The following is a 22,861-nucleotide window of genomic DNA, read 5'->3' as shown; positions in this document are numbered from 1 at the left end:
AACAAACCCTGCTCCAAAAACGAATATGATAATAGGAAAAGGTTCACACCTTCCGCTTCATTCCACAAAGTGCTAAAATAAAAAATGTCCCTTATTATTAAAAAGGAAGTGTTATGAATGAATCAACGATTACAACAACTTTCTAGTTGGTTAACAGAAAAGGACATTACATGTAGTTTTATTACGTCTACTCCAAACGTATTTTATTTAACAAACTTTTATACCGAACCACACGAAAGACTCCTTGGTTTATTCGTTTTTCAACAGGAAGAGCCCATTTTAATTTGTCCAAATATGGAACTTGCCCAAGCACGTAATGCTGGCTGGGAATATGAAATCATTGGATATAGTGATACAGATAATCCATGGGAACTCATCCAAAATTCACTATCTAAACGAAACATTACTGTCTCTACATTAGCTCTTGAAAAAGAACATTTAACCGTTGATCGTTTTGAACAAATTCAAAAATTATTCCCATCCACATCTTTCGTTTCTGCTGAGGAAAAATTACATACTTTACGGATGATTAAAGAAGAGAAAGAGATTTCTATTCTAGAAGATGCAGCAAAGCTTGCGGATTATGGAGTAGAAGTGGGTGTACATGCAATTGCCCAAGGTAAATCAGAATTAGATGTTCTTGCCACAATTGAATTTGAATTGAAGAAAAAAGGAATCCGTCAAATGTCCTTTGATACAATGGTACTAACAGGTTTAAAAACTGCAGCTCCACATGGAGAACCTGGACTTGAAACCATTCAAAAAGGAGATTTTGTTCTTTTCGATTTAGGTGTTGTTCTTGATGGTTATTGCTCTGATATAACTAGAACAGTTGCATTTGGAGAGGTCTCTGACCAACAACGTGAGGTTTATGACACTGTGTTAAAAGCTCAATTAGCAGCGGTGGATATTTGTAAGCCAGGAACCAGAATTGGCGATATCGATCGTGCAGCTCGTACCATTATATCCAATGCTGGATTTGGTGAATATTTTACCCACCGAATTGGACACGGACTTGGAATTGATGTTCATGAATTTCCTTCTATGAATGAAACAAATGATATGCTCTTACAAAAGGGTATGGTATTTACAATTGAACCAGGAATCTATGCTCCAGAAATTGGCGGAGTTCGAATTGAAGATGATATGATTATCACCGCTGATGGAGCCCAAACACTTACAAAATTCCCTAAGGAACTACTCATAAAATAAATGAAAAAAGGACCCTGAGCGGTCCTTTTTGTACTTTATTAGTCGTGAGATTTCCTAATTCACTGCATTTTTTTCCTCCTCAAATTGTGAGCAGAGGTATTCAAACAGTTTATGGTTAAAATTATCCTGATTACGTAAATAATCAAATAAAATATCGTATTGCTCTTTATTATCCTGTAAACCATTTAGTACCTTGAAAAATAGTTCCTTTTGCTCTATCATGGTTGATGCAATTTCTTGGTCTTTTTCGTCATTTTTCTCAAAGTAATTAGCAATGGTTTCATTTATTATTTCATGATTTTTTAGAGAATCAATAATTTGGTCAAATTGCTTTTTCACTAGGTTAATATTTTCAGAGACTTTATTGTTAAATAGTTCTTGATTTTGTACAATTTTTTGGAGAATTTCAAGCTGTTCTTTATGATCCACTTGTTGCTTCGCAGTTGTCTCATTATATTTTTCTTGTTTCTTCATAAAGCCAATAAATACCTCCAATAAGTTTTTCTGTTCCGTTATTTTTTTAGAGAACTTTTCATCCTTCTCCATTTGATTTTGTTCAGATTTAAAAAACTGGCGTTGTAGTCCTTTTTGTTCTTCTGCTAAATGCTTGATTAGCCCTTCATTACTTTTAATGTACTCTTTGACGAGCTCATTATATTTTTCCTGCTGTTTAATATGTTCAGAAACAAAATTAGAATAATAAGTTTGTTGATTTGGATTATCTGGTGAGGAACTAGCTGGTCGATGAACAAATCGGGCTAACGATTCATTATAATAAACAGATGAACCCATTTTTCAGCACTCCCTTACTAGTTAGTTAGACGTTTGTCTTCATTCAGACTTTCTTTATCTTATTTTTATGCATAAAAAATGGTGACAATGATTAAGAACATAAAAGGGATACCTAAGGAAAGGTATCCCAAAAAAATTTATCTGTTTTCTAAGAGTGTTTTTGCATCTGAGTAAGAAGTTCCATGTGCTTCTGCAACTGCCTTGTAGGTAACATATCCATCTAATGTATTAATCCCTTTAAACAACGCATCATTTTCTATACAAGCTTGTTTAAATCCTTTATTAGCAATTGACAATGCATATGGAACGGTTACATTTGTCAGTGCAAACGTTGATGTACGTGGTACAGCTCCAGGCATGTTCGCAACTGCATAGTGAACCACGTCATGTTTGACATATGTTGGATTATCATGGGTTGTTATTCGATCTGTCGTTTCAAAAATTCCGCCTTGGTCAATCGCGATATCTACGACCACAGAACCTGGTGTCATTGTTCTAATCATTTCTTCCGTTACTAGTTTTGGCGCCTTTGCCCCAGGAATGAGGACTGCACCGATTACAAGATCTGATTCCTCAACCGCTTCCGCTATGTTAAGTGGGTTTGACATTAGTGTAGTTACATCCGCACCGAAAATGTCATCAAGCTGGCGAAGTCGCTCAGGATTTAAATCAATAATTGTCACTTGGGCACCAAGACCAATTGCCATTTTAGCTGCATTCGTACCTGCAACTCCTCCACCAATAACCGTTACTTTACCACGATGAACGCCTGGAACACCAGCAAGTAAAATCCCTTTTCCGCCATGTGGCTTTTCTAAAAATTGCGCGCCTATCTGAGTTGCCATTCTTCCTGCAACTTCACTCATTGGGGTTAGTAATGGAAGTGAACGGTTTTGGAGCTGCACTGTTTCATATGCTATCCCAATTACTTTTTTCTCGACTAGAGCTTTCGTTAATTCAGGCTCTGCAGCTAAATGTAAATATGTAAATAAGAGTAAGCCTTCACGGAAATATTGATATTCCTCTGGAAGTGGCTCTTTTACCTTCATAACCATGTCCACTTGCCATGCCTCACTTGCAGTACTAACAATGGTAGCCCCTGCATTAACATATTGTTCATCCGTAAAACCAGATCCAAGCCCCGCATTTGTCTCAATATACACTTCATGACCGAAGCCTACAAGATTCACAACACCTGCCGGAGTCATTGCAACACGGTTTTCGTTATTTTTTATCTCCCGAGGTACACCAATTCGCATGAAAAACACTCCTCATCTCATTTTCAATAGATTAATTACTTGAACTAAAAATACGATTACAACAATGATGAAAACACTTACATAATAGTATTTTTCTTCCTAATAATCAAGGAAAAGTTCAAATATTATACAATTATGTATGATATTCAATGTTCTTGCCAGGACTATAATAAATGTAGAAAGATAATTTTATATTTTAGGGGGCTAAAAAATGCTAGTTACCTATAAAAAAGTTCTTGTAGCTGTTGATGGTTCAAAGGAAGCGGAATGGGCTTTTAAGAAAGCAATCGATGTTTGCAAGCGGTATCATGCCACACTTAGTATTACTCATATAATTGATTTAAAACAGTTTGCGACGATAGGAGCTTATCAATACAATTTAACAGAACAATCAGAGCAATATGGAAAAGAATTACTTAATCAATATAAGGATATTGCAAGTGAAGCTGGTATTGATGACATCGAAACAATACTAGAATTCGGTTCACCTAAAATAAAAATCGCTAAAGAAATTGCACCAAAACATGATATCGATTTAATCATATGTGGTGCAACTGGGTTAAATGCTGTCGAGCGCTTCCTATTAGGCAGTGTATCTGAAAATATTACACGATATGCAAAATGTGATGTTATGGTTGTACGAACAGAGAAAGACCTTTAACTTAATCAGTTGGGTTTGTAACCCAACTGATTAAGTTAATGCCTCCGGCGGATGCCACGATTTTTCGAAGGAAATTTTTCGAGCAAGCTCGAAAAAAATCTGGCGCAAATACGCCAAGGCGCATTTGATCATTAAACAAACAAAAAAATCGTGAATCAATCACGATTTTTTTGTTTGTTTTATTTTCTCTAAAACCTTACGTACTTCTTCAAAGCCAGTACCGCCTGCACTCTTACGGCGAGCAACAGCCGTTTCAGGCAGCAATACTTCATAAATATCATCTTCAAATAATGAAGAAGCTTCTTTCAACACATCAAGTGGTAAATCGCTTAAAAAGACACCACGTTTAATACAAGTTAACACAAGCTTTCCTACCACTTCGTGTGCTTCCCTAAATGGTAGTCCCTTTGAGGCTAAATAATCAGCTAGTTCTGTCGCATTGGAGAAATCCTTTTTAACAGCTGTTGCCATTACTTCCTTTTTCACCTTCATTGTTGAAACCATTCCTGCAAAGATCTTCAAAGATCCTTTTACCGTCTTCACAGTATCAAACATGCCCTCTTTGTCCTCTTGCATATCTTTGTTATAAGCAAGTGGTGTTCCTTTGAGAACCGTTAATAAGCCAAACAGATTTCCATAAACTCTTCCTGTTTTACCACGAATAAGTTCAGCCATGTCCGGATTCTTCTTCTGTGGCATAATACTACTTCCCGTTGCAAAAGCATCATCCATCTCAATAAAGTTAAACTCCTGTGAGGACCATAAAATCAATTCTTCACAAAAACGTGATAGATGCATCATAACCATTGAACTATTGCTTAAAAATTCAATGATAAAATCACGGTCACTAACAGCATCAATACTATTCTCATAGATTTTTTCAAATCCTAAAAGCTCAGCACTGTAGTATCGGTCAATCGGAAACGTGGTACCCGCTAGAGCACCTGCCCCTAATGGGGATATATTGATTCGCTTTAACGAGTCTGTTAAGCGTTCCTTATCACGCTCAAGCATCCAATAATAGGCTAATAGATGATGGGCAAATGAAATAGGCTGTGCTCTTTGTAGATGGGTATAACCAGGAGCAATTGTTTCTACATGTTGCTCCGCTTGTTCCACGATTGCATCTTGAAGCTCCTCGACAAGATGAATGATTTCGTCTACCTGTTGTCGCAAATATAAATGCATATCTGTTGCAACTTGGTCATTTCTGCTTCTTCCCGTATGAAGCTTTCCACCAACCTGTCCAATTTCATCAATTAGCATCTTCTCGATATTTAAATGAATATCTTCATTTGCAACAGAGAATTCTAATTCATCACTTTTGGCTTTTTCTAATAAGGTAAGTAGCCCCGACTTAATAGTAGTTGCTTCTTCCATAGAAACAATGCCGCATTTCCCCAGCATTGTCACATGTGCAATACTTCCTTCGATGTCTTCCTTCACCAGTTCCTGATCAAAGGAGATCGATGCACCGAATTCATCTACCCAGCTTTCCGCACTTTTTGTGAATCTTCCTCCCCAAAGCTTTTTCATACTTCAACCTTCTTACTGTTATTTACAATGCTGTTAACCTTTGTTGGTAAGCCCCATAATGAAATGAATCCAACTGCTGCATTATGATCGAACTCATCATCAGAAGTATAAGTTGCAAGTTTCTCATCGTACAATGAATTTTCAGATTTACGTCCTTCTACAATTGCATGACCTTTAAATAGTTTTACACGAACAGTTCCATTTACATTTTTTTGTGTTTCCTTTAAGAAACCAAGTAATGCATCCTTAAGTGGTGAGAACCAAAGCCCATTGTAAATTAATTCAGTAAGCTTTTGTTCGATGACTGGTTTGAAATGAGCGACTTCTTTTACAAGTGTAAGGTCTTCAAGTTCTTTATGTGCTGTAATTAAAGTCATCGCACCAGGACATTCGTAAACTTCACGAGATTTAATACCTACAAGACGGTTTTCTACATGATCGATGCGGCCTACACCATGTTTTCCAGCGATTTGGTTTAATTCAAGAATTAATTCAGATAATGGGTACTGTTGACCATTAATCGACTTTGGAACACCTTGTTCAAAATCGATTTCGATGATGTCAGGTGTATTTGGTGTTTCTTCAAGAGCTGCTGTTAATTCATATGCATCCGCTGGAGGAGCAGCCCATGGATCTTCTAAAATACCACATTCATTACTACGTCCCCAAAGGTTTTGGTCAATAGAAAATGGGCTATCTAGATTGATTGGAATCGGAATATTATGCTTCTTCGCATACTCAATTTCTTCTTCACGAGACCAGCTCCACTCACGAACAGGTGCCAATACTTCAAGGTCAGGATTTAATGCCTTAATTGAGACTTCAAATCGAACTTGATCATTACCTTTCCCAGTACAACCGTGTGCAACGGCTACAGCATTTTCTTGTTCAGCTACTTCAACGAGTTTTTTCGCGATTAGCGGACGAGATAAAGCAGAAACTAACGGATATTTTCCTTCGTAAAGGGTATGTGCTTGTAATGCAGCAAGCGCAAACTCATTTGCAAATTCTTCCTTCGCATCAATTACGTATGAAGATACGGCTCCAACTGTAATAGCTTTCTCTTTAATAAAGGCAAGGTCTTTTCCTTCACCTACATCTAAACAGCAAGCAACGACTTCATATCCTTGCTCCTGTAACCATTTAACTGCAACGCTTGTATCTAGACCACCTGAATATGCTAAAACAACTTTCTTTTTGCTCATGTTGTATCTCCCTCTCGAATATTAATTCATCTGATTTTATATTTATACATTTATAATGTATTACTTTAGCAACTCTTTCTACTTTTTTCAATAGTAAACTGAGAAAAATAAAAAAATTCTTTTAAGATAGAATATAAATTAGTAGTATTGTAAAATGATAGCAAGACCTACGAGGGGTGGTAATAATGGATTTTTTTCATTTTAATGACCGACTTGGGATTCTTCTACCGTATTTAGAAAAAGAGTGGGAAGAATATACAGTGGAAACACAGCAGCTTATCTTGTTCCATTGGGAAAAAATCAGAGGACATATTCCTGATCGAATTGCAGAAATTGAAACCATTATTAACGAAAAACAAGAACAACTCGGCAATGAACTTGATTTTGTCCGTTCATGTGAACTAAACAACGAAATCTCCGATTGTGCGTCCATCATTAATGATTTATGGATATGGTATAGAATGAATCAAGGAATATCTAAAAAAATTCACCAATAAATAAATGCGAAAGGATCCTGTTTACCGGTGACAACCATAAGACGAGCCTAACCTTCAGAAGCGACTGGCTTATGACCTCGAGCAGACGGCTCCTCGAGTTAGACAATATAAAAGGTCTAATCCAATATGATTAGACCTTTTTGATATCCTTTTTTATTTCACTGACAACATGGCCAAGTTCCGGTAGGATTAATTTATTCATTGCAAGCTTTACAGCACCGGAAGAACCTGGTGTTGAAAAGATCGCTGTATCATTGCTAACACCGGCAATTGCTCTTGAAAGAATAGCCGCTGAGCCTATGTCCTCTGTATAACTTAACATTCGAAACAGTTCACCAAACCCGACAATTTCTTTATCTAATAATTTTGTGACCGTTTCAATTGTGACATCACGTTTAGCGATTCCAGTGCCCCCATTTGTTAAAATTACATCAATCTCTTCATGTTCACAGCCTTCACGTATCACTTTTTCGATAAAAGATTCCTCATCCTTTACAACCTCATATTGTAAGACTTTGAAATTATTTTCCTCTAGTAGCGAAATCATAAGCTTACCACTTTTGTCTGTTTCTTTCGTTCTTGTATCACTTATTGTAACCACTTTGCATCTGACTGAGGAGGGTGTAGCTTTTTTATGCTCTTGAACGCTCATTTCTTAATACTCCTTTTCCTTCAAAAAACGTAAACGGTAATAATTATGGGCATAATCGCTAACCTGTCTTGTTAGTTGATAATTCATTCCTGCCCCAATCGCCATGCTAACAAGAGGAATTCCTTGTATCATCCGCTTTCGTAGAATTGAAATGGCCACCGCTTTTACAATATGTTTTAATGGGAGTTCAAGCCAAGTTTCGTCGGTTAAGTCCTCTGATCCATTATAAAAGTATTGGTTCTGGTTAGACCCATCAGTTCCCTGGGTGAGTTCCTCCCAGCCCTGGAAGCGCATGCGCTTTGGCAGCGTAGCAGCATGAAACACTTTTAAAGATGTCATCATTTCATATGGTGTATTTACTTCATAACCATATGTCATCGCAATGAGTTGAACAATACGAAGATTAAGGACCGTTATCCCAGGTATATCCGTTCCAAGTAGGAGAAGTCCCCCTGTACCAGATAGGCCCCCTTGTGCAAAAGAATAAAGGCGATGCTTCGCAATCTGGTTTTCGGTTAAATATATAAGCTGATCTATAGTTAATTCTTTTAAATCAGATATTTCTTCAATATCCTGATTAAAAACACGTGCCGAACGAATAAGACGCTCCCTTGCATCCACTTGAATTTGTGTTCCTTGAAGTATGGCATGTAAATGGAATAGCCAATTATCTAATTTTGAAAAGAACTCCGTTCGTACATTCTCAGGGATAAGGCTTAACGAGTTTTCCAGCCATTTGTCATACGTCATTTCAAAATCGGTTTGCTCATGTTGCATTTGATCCGACCATTTTTCAATCTCGGTTAAAATTTGTATTTCTCGTTCGGTAAGACCCATAATCATCCTCCGTTTCCAGCATTCACTATGTGTATTATACCACCACAAAGAAAAAACCGAAAACCATTAGGAGGAGAATCAACCGTTAGAAAAAGGAAAAAGACAAACCCACTAAGAGTTTGTCCTTCAAATCCTTTATTTTGTTAAACGCATAACATCACGAGCAATCATGACTTCTTCATTCGTAGGAATAACGATAACCTTCACAGGTGAATGTGGATAGCTAATGAAAGTCTCCTTACCTCTTACTTTATTTAAAACTGGATCCCAATATACACCCATGAATTCAAGTCCTGTTAATACCCTTGCACGGATGGTATCACTGTTTTCACCAATACCCGCTGTAAAGATAATTGCATCAACACCATGCATACGTGCTGCATATGATCCAATGTATTTATGAATTCTGCTTGCAAATACTTCAAGAGCTAATTCAGCACGGTTATTTCCTTCAGTTGCTTCTAACTCAATATCACGTAAGTCACTTGAAAATCCAGAAACGCCAAGCATTCCACTTTCTTTATTTAAAACATCTAAAACCTCATCTGCAGTTTTACCTGTTTTCTCCATGATAAATGGAATTAATGCCGGGTCAATATTTCCGGAACGTGTCCCCATTGTTACACCAGCAAGCGGTGTAAAGCCCATAGATGTATCAATTGATTTTCCACCTTCAATTGCAGCAATACTTGCACCATTACCAAGATGGCAAGACAATATACGAAGCTGTTCTACAGGTCTTTCTAAAATTTCAGCTGCACGTTGTGAAACGTATTTATGAGATGTTCCGTGGAAACCATATTTTCGAATTCCATAGTCTTTATAGTAATCATAAGGAAGGCTGTATAAAAATGATTTCTCAGGCATTGTTTGATGAAATGCTGTATCAAATACGGCTACCGCTGGAACATTTGGTAATACTTCTTTAAATGCCTTAATTCCTGTTAAATTAGCTGGGTTATGCAATGGAGCTAATTCTGATAGCTTGTCTATTTCATCAATAACCTCATTCGTAATCACGGCTGAATCTGCAAAAGTTTCTCCTCCATGAACAACCCGGTGACCGATCCCGTCGATTTCATCCAACGATTGAATAATCCCTAATTCTGTCAATTTATCAAGGAGTATTTTTACAGCAACAGCATGGTCAGGAATTTCTGTTTCAGTTGTTTGTTTTTCATCATTAACTGAGATTGTGAAAATTCCCTTCTCAAGTCCAATCCGTTCGAAGATCCCCTTTGTAATAACCTCTTCACTCGGCATTTCAAATAGTTGAAATTTAAGTGACGAGCTTCCTGCATTTATGGCAATGATTTTCGACATTATGTCCGCTCCTTTGTTTAAATCTATACATGTATGTAAATTTTTACTCTACATTATTCTATGCAAAACGACATTGTTTCATAGATACCATTTTCATTTAAACATCGGTACCAAAACATTTCAAGGAGAGTTCTTAATTGGTACCGTTTTCGCCATAAAGTTCTTTAATTCAGATAATAGAAAACGCTACAATTCAAAAAAAGACCCCATTAGTGGGGTCTCCGTGCTCAAACATTTATAGTTTAATTTCGTGTTTCTCTTGTTTAAACCAATCATCAATTTGTTTAATGATACCTGCCATTGCCGTTTGATTTGAAAACTTCGGTAAATTGACAAGTAACGCTTGCTTTGGTGCCTTTACTTCTGGCCCCTTTTTCTGAATGACAAAGATGCTTTTAGCAGCATTTTCATTTTTAAATAAGGATAAAGGTAACTGAATCATCCCTTGTATAACGGATTTCTCTTTGAGGAATGCATTTAATTCCTTAGCATATTCGCTTGTAAATAAATGATTAGGAACTAAGAAAAATAAATAGCCACCCTCTTTCGTATATTTAAGACTTTGCTCGATGAACAGATGATGGGCATACGAATGACCTTCTTTAGCATGCAGCTCAAAGTTAGCCGCTCCAATATCATTCGGATAATAACCGACAGGTAAATCACAAACAATCACATCAACTGGGTCTATGTATAATGGCTGTAGACTATCTTGATTATAAAACTGAATGGAGTGCTGTTGCAGGTTTGCACTTACATATGCCACTTTAACCAAGAGATCATCAACATCGATAGCTGAGGCTTCAATTTCTTTTGATTGATTTTGATTAAGTACGGTTGTGAGTAAGTTTCCTGTACCTACTGCCGGATCAAAGATACTAAATCCCTTCCAGCCTTCTGTAAATTTTGAAACAAGGTATCCAACAAAAATAGAAACAGCATCTGGAGTCATTTCATGGTTTGGTTGGGTCGCCTCTTTCATCCCTTTTAAAGCAGCAAGCTGATAGGCTTTGCGAATTTCTTCAGCAGAATATTGTTTTAGGTTTACCTGGCTGTATTCTTTCTCAATACGCTTTTTTGATATTTCACTTACCTCCTCCTGAAGAATCGTGTTTTGGAAGAGGTTTTCGCCTGTTTCTGCAACTGCCTCAAGATAAGTACATGATAATTCTTCGACCAAGATCATTGATGTGTTATCGATAACGGTAAATAGTTTTTCAACTGCGGATAATTGTGCCATTGTTTTACTCCTTTTTTCGAACTCTCGACATATCACTCTATTTTAAAAGAAATCGTGGTGTAGTTCAACAAAGTTAAAAAAAGAACCCCAAACATGATTGGGATCCTCTTCGTTTTAATCTATTAGTTAGCTGCTTTTGCTGCTTCTAGGGCTGCTTCGTAGTTTGGATGGTTTGTTGCTTCACTAACGTACTCCACATATGTTACAGTATCGTTGCTATCAACAACAAATACTGCGCGAGCCAATAAGCGTAGTTCTTGAATTGCTACACCATAAGCTTCTCCGAAAGAAAGATCACGGTGGTCGGAAAGAGTTTGAACATTTTCAATACCGTTTGCACCACACCAACGTTTTTGTGCAAATGGCAAATCAACACTGACTGTTAAGATTTTAACATTATTTAGACCGGCTGCTTCTTCGTTAAAACGACGAGTTTGTGCATCACATACACCTGTATCAAGTGATGGTACAACGCTAATTAAACGAACAGATCCTTTTGAGTCTGCAAGTGATACTGGTGATAAATCGTTTGCTAATACAGTAAAATCAGGAGCCTTGTCCCCAACTTTTACTTCATTCCCCAATAAAGTGACTGGATTGTTTTTAAATGTGATATTTGCCATTTTACCAAAATCCTCCTTAAATTTTTATGTACAGTGTAAATCATATCTTTTATCTCCCACAATTGCAATTATTTGGTTTTATATTTGTTAAGTAAATCCTTGTGTTTAGTCAGTTTTTTATATCGGTTCTAGCAGGAAGTGAGTATAGAGGTTTTGAGGTATTAGGTTCCTTTTTCTTAGTGTAGGTGGGCTCAGTAGAGTAGAGTTTTGGGGACTGAATTTGAGGATAGGCGAAAAAGTTTGATACGCACTTAATTAGTTTGGCTGAGAAGGGAAAGGCGTTCAGAATCTTGGGCAGAATCCTCTTCATAGGCTGAATGAAGAGGAAATGCATTCAGTTTCTTGCACGGAATCCTCTTCATAAGGCGGATGAAGAGGATATGTAGGATGATTATTGAGTTGAATCCTCTTCATAAGCTGAATGAAGGGGATATGCAGGATGACTTTTGGACGGAATCCTCTTCATGAGCACGATGAAGGGGATATGCAGGATGATTTTTGGACGGAATCCTCTTCATAAGCTGAATGAAGGGGATATGCCGGATGATTCTTGAGTTGAATCCTCTTCATTAGCTGAATGAAGGGGATATGCCGGATGATTCTTGAGTTGAATCCTCTTCATAAGGCGGATGAAGAGGATATGTAGGATGATTATTGAATTGAATCCTCTTCATAAGCTGAATGAAGGGGATATGCAGGATGACTTTTGGACGGAATCCTCTTCATGAGCACGATGAAGGGGGGATGCCGGATGATTCTTGAGTTGAATCCTCTTCATAAACTGAATGACGAGGATATGCTGACTGATTCTTAGGCTGAATCCTCTTCATAAACTAAATGAAGAGGAAATTTAGGATGATTCTTGGGCTGAATCCTCTTCATAAGCTGAATGAAGGGGATATGCCGGATGATTCTTGAACGGAATCCTCTTCATATGTAGGATGAAGGACCACTCGTATCGACGAACCCAATGTAAAGTCCTTCATCGCAGCCATACTCTTGTTAAATCACCACAAAAAAGGAGTTAACTGTGTGTCCAGTTAACTCGCAAAGTTCTTATATGTCAAAATCAGATTTTTTGTCTTGATTTTGTTGGTCTTGGTTATTCTTTTTTAACATTTGTTGGATTTTATCAACTGCCTGTGGTGCTAGTTCAAGAAGTTTTTCATATAAATGAGTGCTTTCATCAAGATGAAGCATTTTCACACCGTTTGCACTAACAATTAAAAAAGCGATTGGTGTAATTGAAACTCCACCACCACTTCCTCCACCGAATGGGAGTTTGGATCCCTGTTGTTGTTGTTGCTGTTGGTCTCCACCTCCACCTCCACCACCGCTATCTTTTCCACCCTCACCTTGTCCTTTGAACTCACTACCTCCTGCAGCAAATCCAAAGCCAACCTTTGAGACCGTTAAAATCACGCTCCCATCAGGTGTTTCAACAGGGTCACCAATAATTGTATTTACATCAATCATCTGCTTTAAGTTTTCCATTGCGGTTTTCATTAAACCCTGTATTGGATGATCAGACATATTAAATTCCTCCTGACATTCTAAACTGATTTTTTATCCGAATCGGTTTCGCTGAGCTTTGAGAGGGTTGAGGAATGAAATTTAGGTATTCCTCCTCGCCACCTTTTAATCACTCTGATTCCTGCCACCATAGCATGCCCGATACGGAAATGAAACATGCATCTTAGACTTGTTTCAGAAACAACAAACTGGAATGAAGGTGTAATCGAATAATCAGGATGAGTTTTGAGATTGAGATGGTGACTAATCAAACCCACAATCGTTCCTTTAATAGACCAACCAAGCCCAGTAAGTACCCCTGTATGAGCAGCATCACCAACACCTATATGGGAATGCCATTCAAATTTTGTCACCGATATTTTCTTTAAAAAGCTTCTAACAATTGGAATCATATCAACAACCCTACTTAAAATTAATTTAGAGTCATGATAGTCTGCTAACAAATTTTTAACCGAAAATTTTTCTTTTTTCTTATTAGCACCAGTCGATACGCTTGCTTTCTGTTCCTTTTTAAAAACAATGCTCGGGGATTCCTTATCGACAGCAACCATAGGAACATTAATCGTATATCTAATCAGCCCAAACCAAATGCTGAATCTTATTTTAATATGGTCATCGTCCCTTAAGTGATTTGCTTCTATATAGATTTTTAGCCTCGAAATCATTATTAGCAGTAGTAGTAGGACTAGAAATAATACAACGAATAAGAGCCACTTCATGACACGCACTCCCTTTCAATGTATAGTTATCACCTACTAGATGGTGAAAAATACATAAAAAGGGGGTCTATGGTAATGTGTTTATAAAAAAATAAGAGTGTCCATGTTGGACACCCTACCCTTACTTTGATGCATGTATAACAGTTGTCTCTGAAAGTAAATCATGAATTCCTTGCTTTTTAGGAAGAAAAGCAACAATTAAATAGCCTATAAAGAAAAGCTTTGAGATATATCGACCTATGAACTCCCTAAAAATTACTGTCATCCAAGTAAGCGGTTGTTCCTCGAGGGTTACAACCTTTATACCAAACACCATTTTTCCAAGTGTTTGACTAAAAAACTTTGTCATCAGCACAAAATACAGATAAAAAACAACTGCCGTTGCAATTGCTGCAGCACTAAACATATCACTATCAGATAATGGAATGTCTAAAGCTCTAAATATTGGATATATAAGGATACGGTTTATACTTCCAATTACAACAAGATCTAATAAGTATGCCCAAAAACGCATCCAATAGCCCGCATAGCGAGTTGTGGCATTGGTAATTGGACGGGATGTATGATCGCGAAGATAATTATCTCCCTGTACGCCTTCGTGTGTAAGATCCATATTCAATTTGGTTCCCCCCTATTCCGCATACAAATACATCATTCTAGGTGAATTTGGCTGTGATAGTAAATGAACCATGGTTGCCATTTCGATGTCATCACTAAAGATTTTTTTTGCACTCATAGAGAATAGAGATCCAAAGCCAAAATTAGCTGTGTACTCAACAACATTAATGTCCCCAAGATCATAGTCCTTCTTCATTGCTTCAACCGTATCCTCAAAGTATCCTAATTCATCGATTAAATGATTTTCCTTTGCTTGTCTGCCATCATAAATGCGTCCGTCTGCAATTTTACGAACTTCCGACTCCGACATATTACGTCCATCTGCAATTACATCTACAAACCCTTGATACGCATTATCGACCATCGTTTGCATGATTTGTCTCTCTTCGTCCGTCATGTCACGGTATGAAGACATGATATCCTTGTATGGACCACTTTTGATTGTTTCAAATTTTACACCATATTTTTCAGCAAGTTCACTAAAATTAACGCCTTGCATTATAACTCCTAAAGAGCCGGTCATTGTATCAGGTGTAGCAAATATTTTATCAGCTGGAGCAGAGATGTAATAACCGCCAGAAGCAGCCATAGCGCCCATCGATACATAAATTGGTTTATCTGTAGCTTCTTTTAGATCCGTTAACTTTTTATGTATTTCCGCACTTTCAACAACACCACCACCTGGTGAATTAACCTTTAGAATAATACCCTTTACAGTTTTATCCTCTTCAGCTTTTTCAATCATTTTTAGAAATGATTGATGCTGGTAACCAGCTGATTGGAAAAAAGAAGTGACATCACCTGTGTCTTGAATCACTCCATTAACAGATAGAACGAGAATCTTATTCATTCCCTTTCCTTCGATTACAACATTTTCGAGAAATTCTTCATTGGATGCCCCCAAAATCTCATCTGAAAAATTACTAAAATTTTTCGAGGCTAAGTTAGTTGCAAAATTAAAAAAGATCGAAAATACAAATATGACTGCAGCAATCCCTAAAGCTGCCCATCGTTTCCCATTCATTTCTTTTCCTCCTAGATTTATGGATACTATTCACGAATTGTTCAAAAATAAATACGAATCAAATCCAAAATGGTTTCATTTTATTGTTAAACTAAAATAGATACATATGTACTTTTATTGCCATCATTTGAAAAACACTGGGAGGTAATTACATGGATCGTCGTAACGTCTACTTCTTTTATCGGAAAGAAGATAAAATTATTGAATATGTAGAGAAATTGAATCAGATTGCAAAGGAGCATCAATTTACAATTGTAGATGATGCTAAAAAAGCAAATGTCATTGTTAGTATTGGAGGAGATGGAACTTTCCTTCAGGCAGTTCGCAAGACTAATTTCCGTCAAGACTGTCTATATGTTGGAGTTTCAACAACTGGAGCTTTAAACCTCTATTGTGATTTCCATGCAGACGAAACAGATAAAATGGTTGAAGCGATGTTAAATGAAAAAATTGAAGTTCGCCGTTATCCAATTCTTGAAGTGAAAGTTGATGATAATCCATCTTTTTATTGTTTAAATGAATGCTCCATTCGTTCCGGAATCATTAAAACCTTTGTGTTGGATGTGTATATTGATGATTTGCATTTTGAGACATTCCGTGGCGATGGAATGATTATCTCTACTCCAACCGGCAGCACCGCGTATAATAAATCAGTTAGAGGTGCAGTTGTCGACCCACTTCTTCCTTGTATGCAGGTCACTGAACTGGCATCCTTAAATAATAACCAGTATCGAACATTAGGTTCTCCGTTTATTTTAAATGGCGCGAGAAAATTAACTTTACGTGATGTCCAGGATGGAAATGACTTTCCTTCAATCGGTATGGATAATGAAGCACTCAGCATCCGGAATGTAAAGCAAATCGACATTAAGTTGAGTGAAAAAAGAATTAAAACAGTAAAATTAAAGGATAATTCATTCTGGGAAAAGGTAAAGCGCACCTTTTTATAAAAAAGGAATCAAAGTTTTAAGACCAAGTCAATGCTTGGTCTTTTCATTATTTTTCAAACATGATTGTATCATCTACAACCGTCATCTTCACATTTGTATCCAAAATATCATCTTCATTTATATGTAAGATATCTTGATCGAGTATTGTAAAGTCAGCCTTAAATCCGGGTGCAATCTTACCCATACACTCTTCTTTTCCAACTGCATATGCACTTCCTGTAGTAAATAACTGTACAGCATCATAAACGGAGAGTTTTTGCTCAGGCATATATACATCTTCTTCACCCGGCTTCTTTCTAGTAACAGCAGCATGAATACCGAGAATGGGGTCAATCGGTTCAATTGGAGCATCTGATCCACCTGCACAATGTAAGCCTTCCTGTATCAATGTCTTCCATGCATAGCAATATTCCATATTCATTTCGCCAATTCTTTCAATTACCCATGGAAAATCTGAGACAACAAACCTTGGCTGTATATCAAGAATAAGTGGTAGTTGTTTCGCACGGTCGATTAGTTCTTTACGTAATATTTGCGCGTGAATCAAACGATCACGATGATTTGGTAATGGCGGTAATTCTTCTATTGCATCCAAGACATATTCAAAAGCGAGGTCACCAATCGCATGGATAGCAACAGGCATCTTAAAACTCCTTGCTTTTTGAACAAGTTTTTTGAGGTTATCTAATGAGTGGATTGCTACACCAGACGTCTCTGGTGAATCATTATAAGGATGACTTAATAAGGCCGTTCTACCACCAAGTGAACCATCTGCAAAAATTTTCATTGCACCAAGCTCTACAAGATTATCCCCATCTCCATATGAATATCCTAAACCATGCATGTCATTAACAGCTTCATGATGCACTAAAAGATTTGTTCTAAATTTGATTCCTTCATCTTTGATTACTTTTAGAAATCCTCTATATGTTCGCTCAAATCCCCCGTAGTAATTTAAATCCTCTGTATGTCCTCCAATTAGACCTTTGCTTAGACAATCCTTAATGGATAAACGAAGTGCACTTTGAATGTAGTCTTCCGTTACCTGCGGAATTACATTTTTTACGAGTTCCTGAGCCTGATCCAATAAATAACCTGTAGCATGTCCATCTGTATCTCGTACAATAATGCCACCCTCAGGGTTCGGGGTATGTTCCGTGATGCCAGCTAATTCTAGTGCCTTTGTATTCACGACAATTGCATGCCGGCAAATTCTTTTTAACATGAGTGGATTATGGGGGGAGAGTTCATCTAACTCCTTGCGATGAAATATCTTTCTGTCAGGAAGCTGATTTTCGTTCCATCCTTCTCCAATAATCCATTCACCTTCAGGCCTATCTTTTACAAAAGTTTGTATGGAAGTCGCAATTTCCTGGGAAGATGTCATCTCCGAAAAATCCAGTTTCATTAACTTTTCCCCGTGGCCAATAAGATGCATGTGGCTATCAACAAAACCTGGAAACATCGTGTTCCCTTTTAAATCGGTTACTCTTGAAATTCTATTTTTATATCGTTTTTCTAAATCACATAATAATCCTGTATCAACAATGATGCCGTCTTCCACAAAGACAGCTTCTACCGCGGCGTGTTTACCTTCCATTGTGTATATTCTTCCGCCTGTCCAAAGAGTTCCCATTTTCACACCTACTATCCCTACTAATTTAAGCTTACTTTAACATGCAAAAAGCAGATAGTAAAAATACTAGCTGCTTTTTTGTATTTTAGGATTAAGCTTTTGCTTTTTCAGATTCAGCCTGTCTAAGCTCAATTCTTCTGATTTTTCCTGAAGTTGTTTTTGGTAAGTCACTAACAAATTCAATTTTTCTAGGATATTTATATGGTGCTGTCAATTGCTTTACATGTTCTTGTAGGTTTTTGATGAGTTCCTCATTAGAAGTAATACCTTCACGTAATACAACAAATGCTTTTACAATATTACCTCGAATTTCATCTGGACTTGCTACAACCGCACACTCTTTTACAGAAGGATGTTTTACGAGTGCATCTTCTACCTCAAATGGCCCAATTGTGTATCCTGAACTAATAATAATATCATCGGCACGTCCCTCAAACCAGAAATAGCCATCTTCATCTTTTTTCGCTTTGTCACCTGTAATATAGTAATCGCCTCTAAATTGCAATGATGTTCTTTCAGGATCCTTGTAATATTCTTTAAAAAGCGCAGGTGTGTTCACATGAACGCCAATATCCCCAACTTCACCAACACCACAAGGCTTACCAAACTCATCGACAATTTCAACATTATTACCAGGTGTAGGCTTGCCCATCGATCCAGGTTTTATTGTCATTCCTTTTAGTACTCCTACTAAAAGAGTATTTTCGGTTTGTCCGTAGCCATCGCGTACCTCGATATTAAACTCTCTTCTAAATGTGTCAATTACTTCACGATTTAACGGCTCTCCTGCTGATACAGCACTATGCAAATTTGGAAGTGAGTAATCAGACAAATTCTCAACCTTTGCCATAAGTCGATATTCGGTTGGTGTACAACATAACACATTAATCTTATACGAACCCAACAATTGCAAATATTTATTTGGATCAAATTTCCCGTTATACACGAATCCAGTAGCGCCACTACCTAAAGTTGAAAGAAATGGACTCCAAATCCATTTTTGCCAGCCAGGTCCCGCTGTTGCCCATACCGTATCCGATTCACTGATGCTTAACCAGTATGGAGCTGCTGTTTTTAAATGTGCATATGCCCAGCCATGTGTGTGAACAACGCCTTTCGGATTACCAGTTGTTCCGGAAGTATAGGAAAGGAACGCCATATCGTCCTTGCTTGTTTCTGCTGCTGCAAGTTCTTCAGATTGACTTTGCATTTCCTCTTCTAATGAAACCCACTCTGCCACCTTTTCGCCAACTGCAAACTTCTGGATTTGCTCAATACTTTCGATAGATGAAAATTGATCACAATAAGGGTGATAGCTAATAATGGCTTTTACATCGCCATGAGTGATTCGGTATTGAAGATCTTTTGTACGAAGCATTTCTGAGCTAGGAATGACAACTAGTCCAGCTTTTAACGCCCCTAAATAAACCATATATGCTTCCACTAATCTCGGAATAATAACTAATACCTTATCCCCTTTGTTTAGACCATTGTTGATAAATGTATTCCCAATTTTATTTACATTCTTGAAGAGGTCAACGTATGTAATTTCCTTTTTGCTTCCCTGCTCATCTTCCCATTTCAACGCAATTTTTTTAGGATCTTTTGCATATTTTTCAATTTCCTGAACAAGGTTATACCGTAAGGGTGCAAGTAAATCTTCTCTTTTCACAATCATTCCTCCTCAATCTTTATCTTCTAATTATATAAAAAATTCCAAACAATTTGGAGGGGTTTTGTGAAAAAATTGTGACCTGGTTATAATATCTGATTTCAATTTTTTCAAAATACAAAAAAGGACGGGAATGAACCCGTCCTTGTAGCCATCTATTTTTTTGTTTTTAGAAATTACCTCCGCCCATTTGTTGTTGAGCGAAAGATACTAAACGCTTAGTGATTTCTCCACCAACAGACCCGTTAGCACGAGAAGTTGTATCAGCACCAAGGTTTACACCAAATTCAGAAGCGATTTCATATTTCATTTGGTCAATTGCTTGTTGTGCACCAGCTACTAATAGTTGGTTGCTGTTGTTGTTGTTTGCCATGTGACTTCACCTCCTTGTGAGTATATAATGTGTAAAATCACATGGCACAATACATGTAAACTACTGGTAAATGTTCACAACAATAGAATGATTTTCTATTAGAATAAGTCTTCTATCTCTTCTTTCTTAGATCCATCTAAAGTAATGATTTCCGTTTCATTAACGGCTTTTTCAATCAAGCTCTCAAAATCAGTGTAGCTTTCATAATGAGTTACATTTTCCAGCTTTGGTCTTGTTTTGGGAGCTGAAGGTGTAAAAATAGTACAACAATCTTCAAATGGACGAATTGAGATATCATGTGTATTGATTTTCTTAGCCATATCAATAATATCAAATTTATCTACAGTAACAAGTGGACGAATAATTGGTGTACTGGTTACGTTGTTGATGACATGCATACTCTCTAATGTCTGACTTGCCACCTGACCAAGGCTTTCACCAGTTACAATCGCAAGTGCATTACGTCTTCTTCTTATTTCATCTGTGATTCGTAGCATCATACGTCTAGTTGAAATTAGCGTATAGTTTTCAGGAATTTGTCTTTGTATCGTTATCTGAATGTCAGTGAAAGGGACGATGTGCAATTTAACCGTTCCCGAAAATTCTGTAAGCTGCTGTGCAAGGTCAATCACCTTTTGGCGTGCACGGTCGCTTGTATATGGGGGACTGTGAAAATGTACAGCCTCAATTGTTAATCCCCTCTTCATGGATAAATAACCGGCAACAGGGCTATCAAGACCACCCGACAGCATAAGCATCGCTTTCCCGCTTGAACCAACTGGAAGTCCTCCTACACCTTTTTCATCTTTAAAGGTAATATAAGTGGCTTCCTTTCGTACTTCAACACGGATATTGATATCAGGAGTGTGCACATTTACGTAGATTTCCTCGGTATTCTTTAAAATATGACTTCCTAATTCATAATTTAATTGATTGGAATCAAGTTCAAAGCTTTTATCTGATCGTCGTGCAGATATTTTAAAGGTCTTTCCTTGATGATCTAGTTGTTTAATGGCAGCTAAGACACCATCTTTTATTTTTTCGATTTCACTTTCAACCTTTAAAGCAAGACTAAAGGATTGAATTCCAATAATATTTTTGAGAACTTCCACAATTCCTTCATGGGGTTCTCCATTTAACTTTATATAAATTCGATCTCTTGTTTTTTCAAATGTGATACCTTTGTAATCAGTAAGCTTCCTTTTTATATTATTTAAAAGTTTATTAATGAAATGATTACGATTTCGACCTTTTGTAGTAATTTCGCCAAATCGTATTAAAATGTGATCATATTCCATTTTGTTCCCCCATTACATGTTGTAATTTCTTTATTGCATTTTCAATAGCATTTATTAAAATCGGAATCTCATCCAGTTTGTTTTGATGCGACAGGCTGATTCGTATTGAACTATTAGCAAGGGCTTCATGTACTCCCATCGCAAGCAATGTTTTACTGGGTTCATTATTTTTGGATGAGCATGCGGAGGTTGTTGAAACGTAAATCTCCTTCTCTTCTAATAAATGAACAAATACTTCAGGCTTTAAACCGTTAACCGAGAAATTGATGATATGTGGGGCACTGCTAGCCTCAGGTGTGTGTATTGTAATACCATTCAACCTTGATAATTGATCTATAATAGTTTCTTTTAGTCGAGTTAGATGTTTAATATTTCCATCTCTATTCTCTATGGTCAACCTTAATGCTTTAGCAAGGGCTACAAAACCTGCAACATTTTCAGTTCCCGCCCTTTTTTGCATTTCTTGGTCACCGCCACCGATTAGAGCCTTAATTCTAACACCTTGACGGACGAATAAAACCCCTGTTCCTTTAAGCCCATTAAACTTATGTCCCGAAATCGTACATAAATCAAGTTTTGCCTTATTAAAATCTAGATGGGTTTTACCTACTCCTTGTACATGATCAACGTGATAAATAATCTTCGGGTAATTTTCTAGAAGTTTTCCAATTTCTTCTATTGGTTGAATGGTCCCTACTTCATTATTTACATGAATGATAGAAACTAAGATCGTATCTTCACGAATTGAATTTCTTAAATCTTCAATCGAAACAACACCCTTTTCGTCTACTGGAAGATAGGTGATTTCAAACCCAAGTTCTAGTAATTGCTTACATGCCTCAGTTATCGAAGGATGCTCTATTGATGTTGTAATAATATGTTTGCCTCGATTACTGTATTGTAATGCAATTCCTTTAATCGCAAAATTATTCCCTTCAGACCCTCCAGATGTAAAAATAATTTCCTGCGGCTTTACCTGTAAAAGGGAAGCAATCTGGTTCCGGGATTGACTTAATAGCTTTTCAGCTTGTCCACCTATTCCATGTAAGGAAGAGGGATTGCCAAAATAATTTTTTGCAACTTTTATATAGGAATCAATTACATCATCAAAAGGTTTTGTTGTTGCACTATTATCTAAATAAATCATCTTATTACCCCTACTATGCGATATTTTGCAAACAAAATGATAACATACATTTAT

Annotated in this window: 22 protein-coding genes; 4 read left to right on the top strand and 18 right to left on the bottom strand. The window is 37.0% G+C overall.

Annotation, left to right across the window (positions count from 1 at the left end; all coding sequences use genetic code 11):
• Positions 1 to 117: 117 nt before the first annotated feature.
• Complete coding sequence (locus NST91_RS07570; RefSeq protein WP_341330647.1) at positions 118 to 1,212, top strand: M24 family metallopeptidase; 1,095 nt, start codon at positions 118 to 120, stop codon at positions 1,210 to 1,212.
• 54 nt (positions 1,213 to 1,266) lie between these two features.
• On the opposite strand, the gene NST91_RS07565 is transcribed toward NST91_RS07570, so the two are convergent.
• Both NST91_RS07565 and ald read right to left on the bottom strand, forming a co-directional pair.
• Positions 1,267 to 2,004, bottom strand: coding sequence for a hypothetical protein (locus tag NST91_RS07565; protein WP_341330646.1), 738 nt, complete (start codon positions 2,002 to 2,004; stop codon positions 1,267 to 1,269).
• Positions 2,005 to 2,141: 137 nt separating this feature from the next.
• Entirely contained in the window at positions 2,142 to 3,263 is a 1,122-nt protein-coding gene (gene ald, locus NST91_RS07560; RefSeq protein ID WP_341330645.1) for an alanine dehydrogenase, read from the bottom strand.
• A 211-nt stretch (positions 3,264 to 3,474) separates the two neighbouring features.
• On the opposite strand from ald, the gene NST91_RS07555 reads away from it, so the two are divergent.
• On the top strand, positions 3,475 to 3,924 hold the full coding sequence (locus tag NST91_RS07555) for a universal stress protein (protein WP_341330644.1): 450 nt from the start codon (positions 3,475 to 3,477) through the stop codon (positions 3,922 to 3,924).
• Positions 3,925 to 4,083: 159 nt separating this feature from the next.
• On the opposite strand, the gene argH is transcribed toward NST91_RS07555, so the two are convergent.
• Positions 4,084 to 5,460 carry an argininosuccinate lyase gene (gene argH, locus NST91_RS07550; protein WP_341330643.1) on the bottom strand — a complete coding sequence of 459 codons (1,377 nt, stop codon included), beginning with the start codon at positions 5,458 to 5,460 and terminating at the stop codon, positions 4,084 to 4,086.
• Entirely contained in the window at positions 5,457 to 6,665 is a 1,209-nt protein-coding gene (locus NST91_RS07545; protein ID WP_341330642.1) for an argininosuccinate synthase, read from the bottom strand. The genes argH and NST91_RS07545 overlap by 4 nt, the downstream gene beginning before the upstream one ends.
• A gap of 185 nt (positions 6,666 to 6,850) precedes the next feature.
• Between NST91_RS07545 and NST91_RS07540 the strand changes: the two genes are divergently transcribed.
• A complete protein-coding gene (locus NST91_RS07540; protein ID WP_440273269.1) occupies positions 6,851 to 7,162 on the top strand; it encodes a hypothetical protein in 312 nt (103 codons plus the stop codon).
• Positions 7,163 to 7,292: 130 nt separating this feature from the next.
• On the opposite strand, the gene NST91_RS07535 is transcribed toward NST91_RS07540, so the two are convergent.
• The 9 genes from NST91_RS07535 to sppA form a co-directional block, all read right to left on the bottom strand.
• Positions 7,293 to 7,814, bottom strand: a complete 522-nt coding sequence (locus tag NST91_RS07535; protein ID WP_341330641.1) for a MogA/MoaB family molybdenum cofactor biosynthesis protein — start codon at positions 7,812 to 7,814, stop codon at positions 7,293 to 7,295.
• A gap of 3 nt (positions 7,815 to 7,817) precedes the next feature.
• Positions 7,818 to 8,651 carry an EcsC family protein gene (locus NST91_RS07530; protein ID WP_341330640.1) on the bottom strand — a complete coding sequence of 278 codons (834 nt, stop codon included), beginning with the start codon at positions 8,649 to 8,651 and terminating at the stop codon, positions 7,818 to 7,820.
• A 135-nt stretch (positions 8,652 to 8,786) separates the two neighbouring features.
• Entirely contained in the window at positions 8,787 to 9,974 is a 1,188-nt protein-coding gene (locus NST91_RS07525; protein WP_341330639.1) for an acetate kinase, read from the bottom strand.
• Between the two features lie 235 nt (positions 9,975 to 10,209).
• Entirely contained in the window at positions 10,210 to 11,214 is a 1,005-nt protein-coding gene (locus NST91_RS07520; protein ID WP_341330638.1) for a class I SAM-dependent methyltransferase, read from the bottom strand.
• 122 nt (positions 11,215 to 11,336) lie between these two features.
• Entirely contained in the window at positions 11,337 to 11,837 is a 501-nt protein-coding gene (tpx, locus tag NST91_RS07515; RefSeq protein ID WP_341330637.1) for a thiol peroxidase, read from the bottom strand.
• Between the two features lie 1,056 nt (positions 11,838 to 12,893).
• Positions 12,894 to 13,370, bottom strand: a complete 477-nt coding sequence (gene ytfJ, locus NST91_RS07510; RefSeq protein ID WP_341330636.1) for a GerW family sporulation protein — start codon at positions 13,368 to 13,370, stop codon at positions 12,894 to 12,896.
• 20 nt (positions 13,371 to 13,390) lie between these two features.
• Entirely contained in the window at positions 13,391 to 14,089 is a 699-nt protein-coding gene (locus NST91_RS07505; RefSeq protein ID WP_341330635.1) for a DUF2953 domain-containing protein, read from the bottom strand.
• 121 nt (positions 14,090 to 14,210) lie between these two features.
• Positions 14,211 to 14,702, bottom strand: coding sequence for an RDD family protein (locus NST91_RS07500; RefSeq protein ID WP_341333505.1), 492 nt, complete (start codon positions 14,700 to 14,702; stop codon positions 14,211 to 14,213).
• An 18-nt stretch (positions 14,703 to 14,720) separates the two neighbouring features.
• Positions 14,721 to 15,731, bottom strand: a complete 1,011-nt coding sequence (gene sppA / locus NST91_RS07495; protein WP_121447411.1) for a signal peptide peptidase SppA — start codon at positions 15,729 to 15,731, stop codon at positions 14,721 to 14,723.
• Positions 15,732 to 15,883: 152 nt separating this feature from the next.
• Here sppA and NST91_RS07490 point away from each other — a divergent pair, with 152 nt between their 5' ends.
• Positions 15,884 to 16,681, top strand: a complete 798-nt coding sequence (locus NST91_RS07490) for an NAD kinase (RefSeq protein ID WP_341330634.1) — start codon at positions 15,884 to 15,886, stop codon at positions 16,679 to 16,681.
• A 46-nt stretch (positions 16,682 to 16,727) separates the two neighbouring features.
• Here the strand turns inward: NST91_RS07490 and NST91_RS07485 are convergent, their stop codons facing one another.
• The 5 genes from NST91_RS07485 to NST91_RS07465 all read right to left on the bottom strand — a co-directional run bounded on the left by NST91_RS07485 (position 16,728) and on the right by NST91_RS07465 (position 22,807).
• A complete protein-coding gene (locus tag NST91_RS07485) occupies positions 16,728 to 18,317 on the bottom strand; it encodes an amidohydrolase (protein ID WP_341330633.1) in 1,590 nt (529 codons plus the stop codon).
• Between the two features lie 91 nt (positions 18,318 to 18,408).
• A complete protein-coding gene (mbcS, locus tag NST91_RS07480) occupies positions 18,409 to 19,989 on the bottom strand; it encodes an acyl-CoA synthetase MbcS (RefSeq protein WP_341330632.1) in 1,581 nt (526 codons plus the stop codon).
• 169 nt (positions 19,990 to 20,158) lie between these two features.
• Positions 20,159 to 20,362, bottom strand: a complete 204-nt coding sequence (locus NST91_RS07475) for a small, acid-soluble spore protein, alpha/beta type (RefSeq protein ID WP_121447407.1) — start codon at positions 20,360 to 20,362, stop codon at positions 20,159 to 20,161.
• A gap of 98 nt (positions 20,363 to 20,460) precedes the next feature.
• Positions 20,461 to 21,660 (bottom strand): tRNA uracil 4-sulfurtransferase ThiI, encoded by a 1,200-nt coding sequence (thiI, locus tag NST91_RS07470; protein ID WP_341330631.1) that lies wholly within the window; start codon positions 21,658 to 21,660, stop codon positions 20,461 to 20,463.
• The gene (locus NST91_RS07465) at positions 21,650 to 22,807 is read right to left on the bottom strand and encodes a cysteine desulfurase family protein (protein WP_341330630.1); all 1,158 of its coding nucleotides are present in this window, start codon (positions 22,805 to 22,807) and stop codon (positions 21,650 to 21,652) included. The genes thiI and NST91_RS07465 overlap by 11 nt, the downstream gene beginning before the upstream one ends.
• Between the last annotated feature and the right edge of the window lie 54 nt (positions 22,808 to 22,861).

This window comes from Ferdinandcohnia sp. FSL W7-1320 (assembly GCF_038050315.1).
Taxonomy (GTDB): Bacteria; Bacillota; Bacilli; order Bacillales; family Bacillaceae_L; genus Ferdinandcohnia; species Ferdinandcohnia aciditolerans.
The sequence above is the reverse complement of the archived record's forward strand: the minus strand, read 5'-3'. Positions and strand labels throughout refer to the sequence as shown.

Bases quoted from the DNA above. Each gene is read 5' to 3' on its own strand.
- NST91_RS07570 (WP_341330647.1), top strand. From the start codon at position 118: ATGAATCAACGATTACAACAACTTTCTAGTTGGTTAACAGAAAAGGAC.
- NST91_RS07565 (WP_341330646.1), bottom strand. From the start codon at position 2,004: ATGGGTTCATCTGTTTATTATAATGAATCGTTAGCCCGATTTGTTCAT.
- ald (WP_341330645.1), bottom strand. From the start codon at position 3,263: ATGCGAATTGGTGTACCTCGGGAGATAAAAAATAACGAAAACCGTGTT.
- NST91_RS07555 (WP_341330644.1), top strand. From the start codon at position 3,475: ATGCTAGTTACCTATAAAAAAGTTCTTGTAGCTGTTGATGGTTCAAAG.
- argH (WP_341330643.1), bottom strand. From the start codon at position 5,460: ATGAAAAAGCTTTGGGGAGGAAGATTCACAAAAAGTGCGGAAAGCTGG.
- NST91_RS07545 (WP_341330642.1), bottom strand. From the start codon at position 6,665: ATGAGCAAAAAGAAAGTTGTTTTAGCATATTCAGGTGGTCTAGATACA.
- NST91_RS07540 (WP_440273269.1), top strand. From the start codon at position 6,851: ATGGATTTTTTTCATTTTAATGACCGACTTGGGATTCTTCTACCGTAT.
- NST91_RS07535 (WP_341330641.1), bottom strand. From the start codon at position 7,814: ATGAGCGTTCAAGAGCATAAAAAAGCTACACCCTCCTCAGTCAGATGC.
- NST91_RS07530 (WP_341330640.1), bottom strand. From the start codon at position 8,651: ATGGGTCTTACCGAACGAGAAATACAAATTTTAACCGAGATTGAAAAA.
- NST91_RS07525 (WP_341330639.1), bottom strand. From the start codon at position 9,974: ATGTCGAAAATCATTGCCATAAATGCAGGAAGCTCGTCACTTAAATTT.
- NST91_RS07520 (WP_341330638.1), bottom strand. From the start codon at position 11,214: ATGGCACAATTATCCGCAGTTGAAAAACTATTTACCGTTATCGATAAC.
- tpx (WP_341330637.1), bottom strand. From the start codon at position 11,837: ATGGCAAATATCACATTTAAAAACAATCCAGTCACTTTATTGGGGAAT.
- ytfJ (WP_341330636.1), bottom strand. From the start codon at position 13,370: ATGTCTGATCATCCAATACAGGGTTTAATGAAAACCGCAATGGAAAAC.
- NST91_RS07505 (WP_341330635.1), bottom strand. From the start codon at position 14,089: ATGAAGTGGCTCTTATTCGTTGTATTATTTCTAGTCCTACTACTACTG.
- NST91_RS07500 (WP_341333505.1), bottom strand. From the start codon at position 14,702: ATGGATCTTACACACGAAGGCGTACAGGGAGATAATTATCTTCGCGAT.
- sppA (WP_121447411.1), bottom strand. From the start codon at position 15,731: ATGAATGGGAAACGATGGGCAGCTTTAGGGATTGCTGCAGTCATATTT.
- NST91_RS07490 (WP_341330634.1), top strand. From the start codon at position 15,884: ATGGATCGTCGTAACGTCTACTTCTTTTATCGGAAAGAAGATAAAATT.
- NST91_RS07485 (WP_341330633.1), bottom strand. From the start codon at position 18,317: ATGGGAACTCTTTGGACAGGCGGAAGAATATACACAATGGAAGGTAAA.
- NST91_RS07475 (WP_121447407.1), bottom strand. From the start codon at position 20,362: ATGGCAAACAACAACAACAGCAACCAACTATTAGTAGCTGGTGCACAA.
- thiI (WP_341330631.1), bottom strand. From the start codon at position 21,660: ATGGAATATGATCACATTTTAATACGATTTGGCGAAATTACTACAAAA.
- NST91_RS07465 (WP_341330630.1), bottom strand. From the start codon at position 22,807: ATGATTTATTTAGATAATAGTGCAACAACAAAACCTTTTGATGATGTA.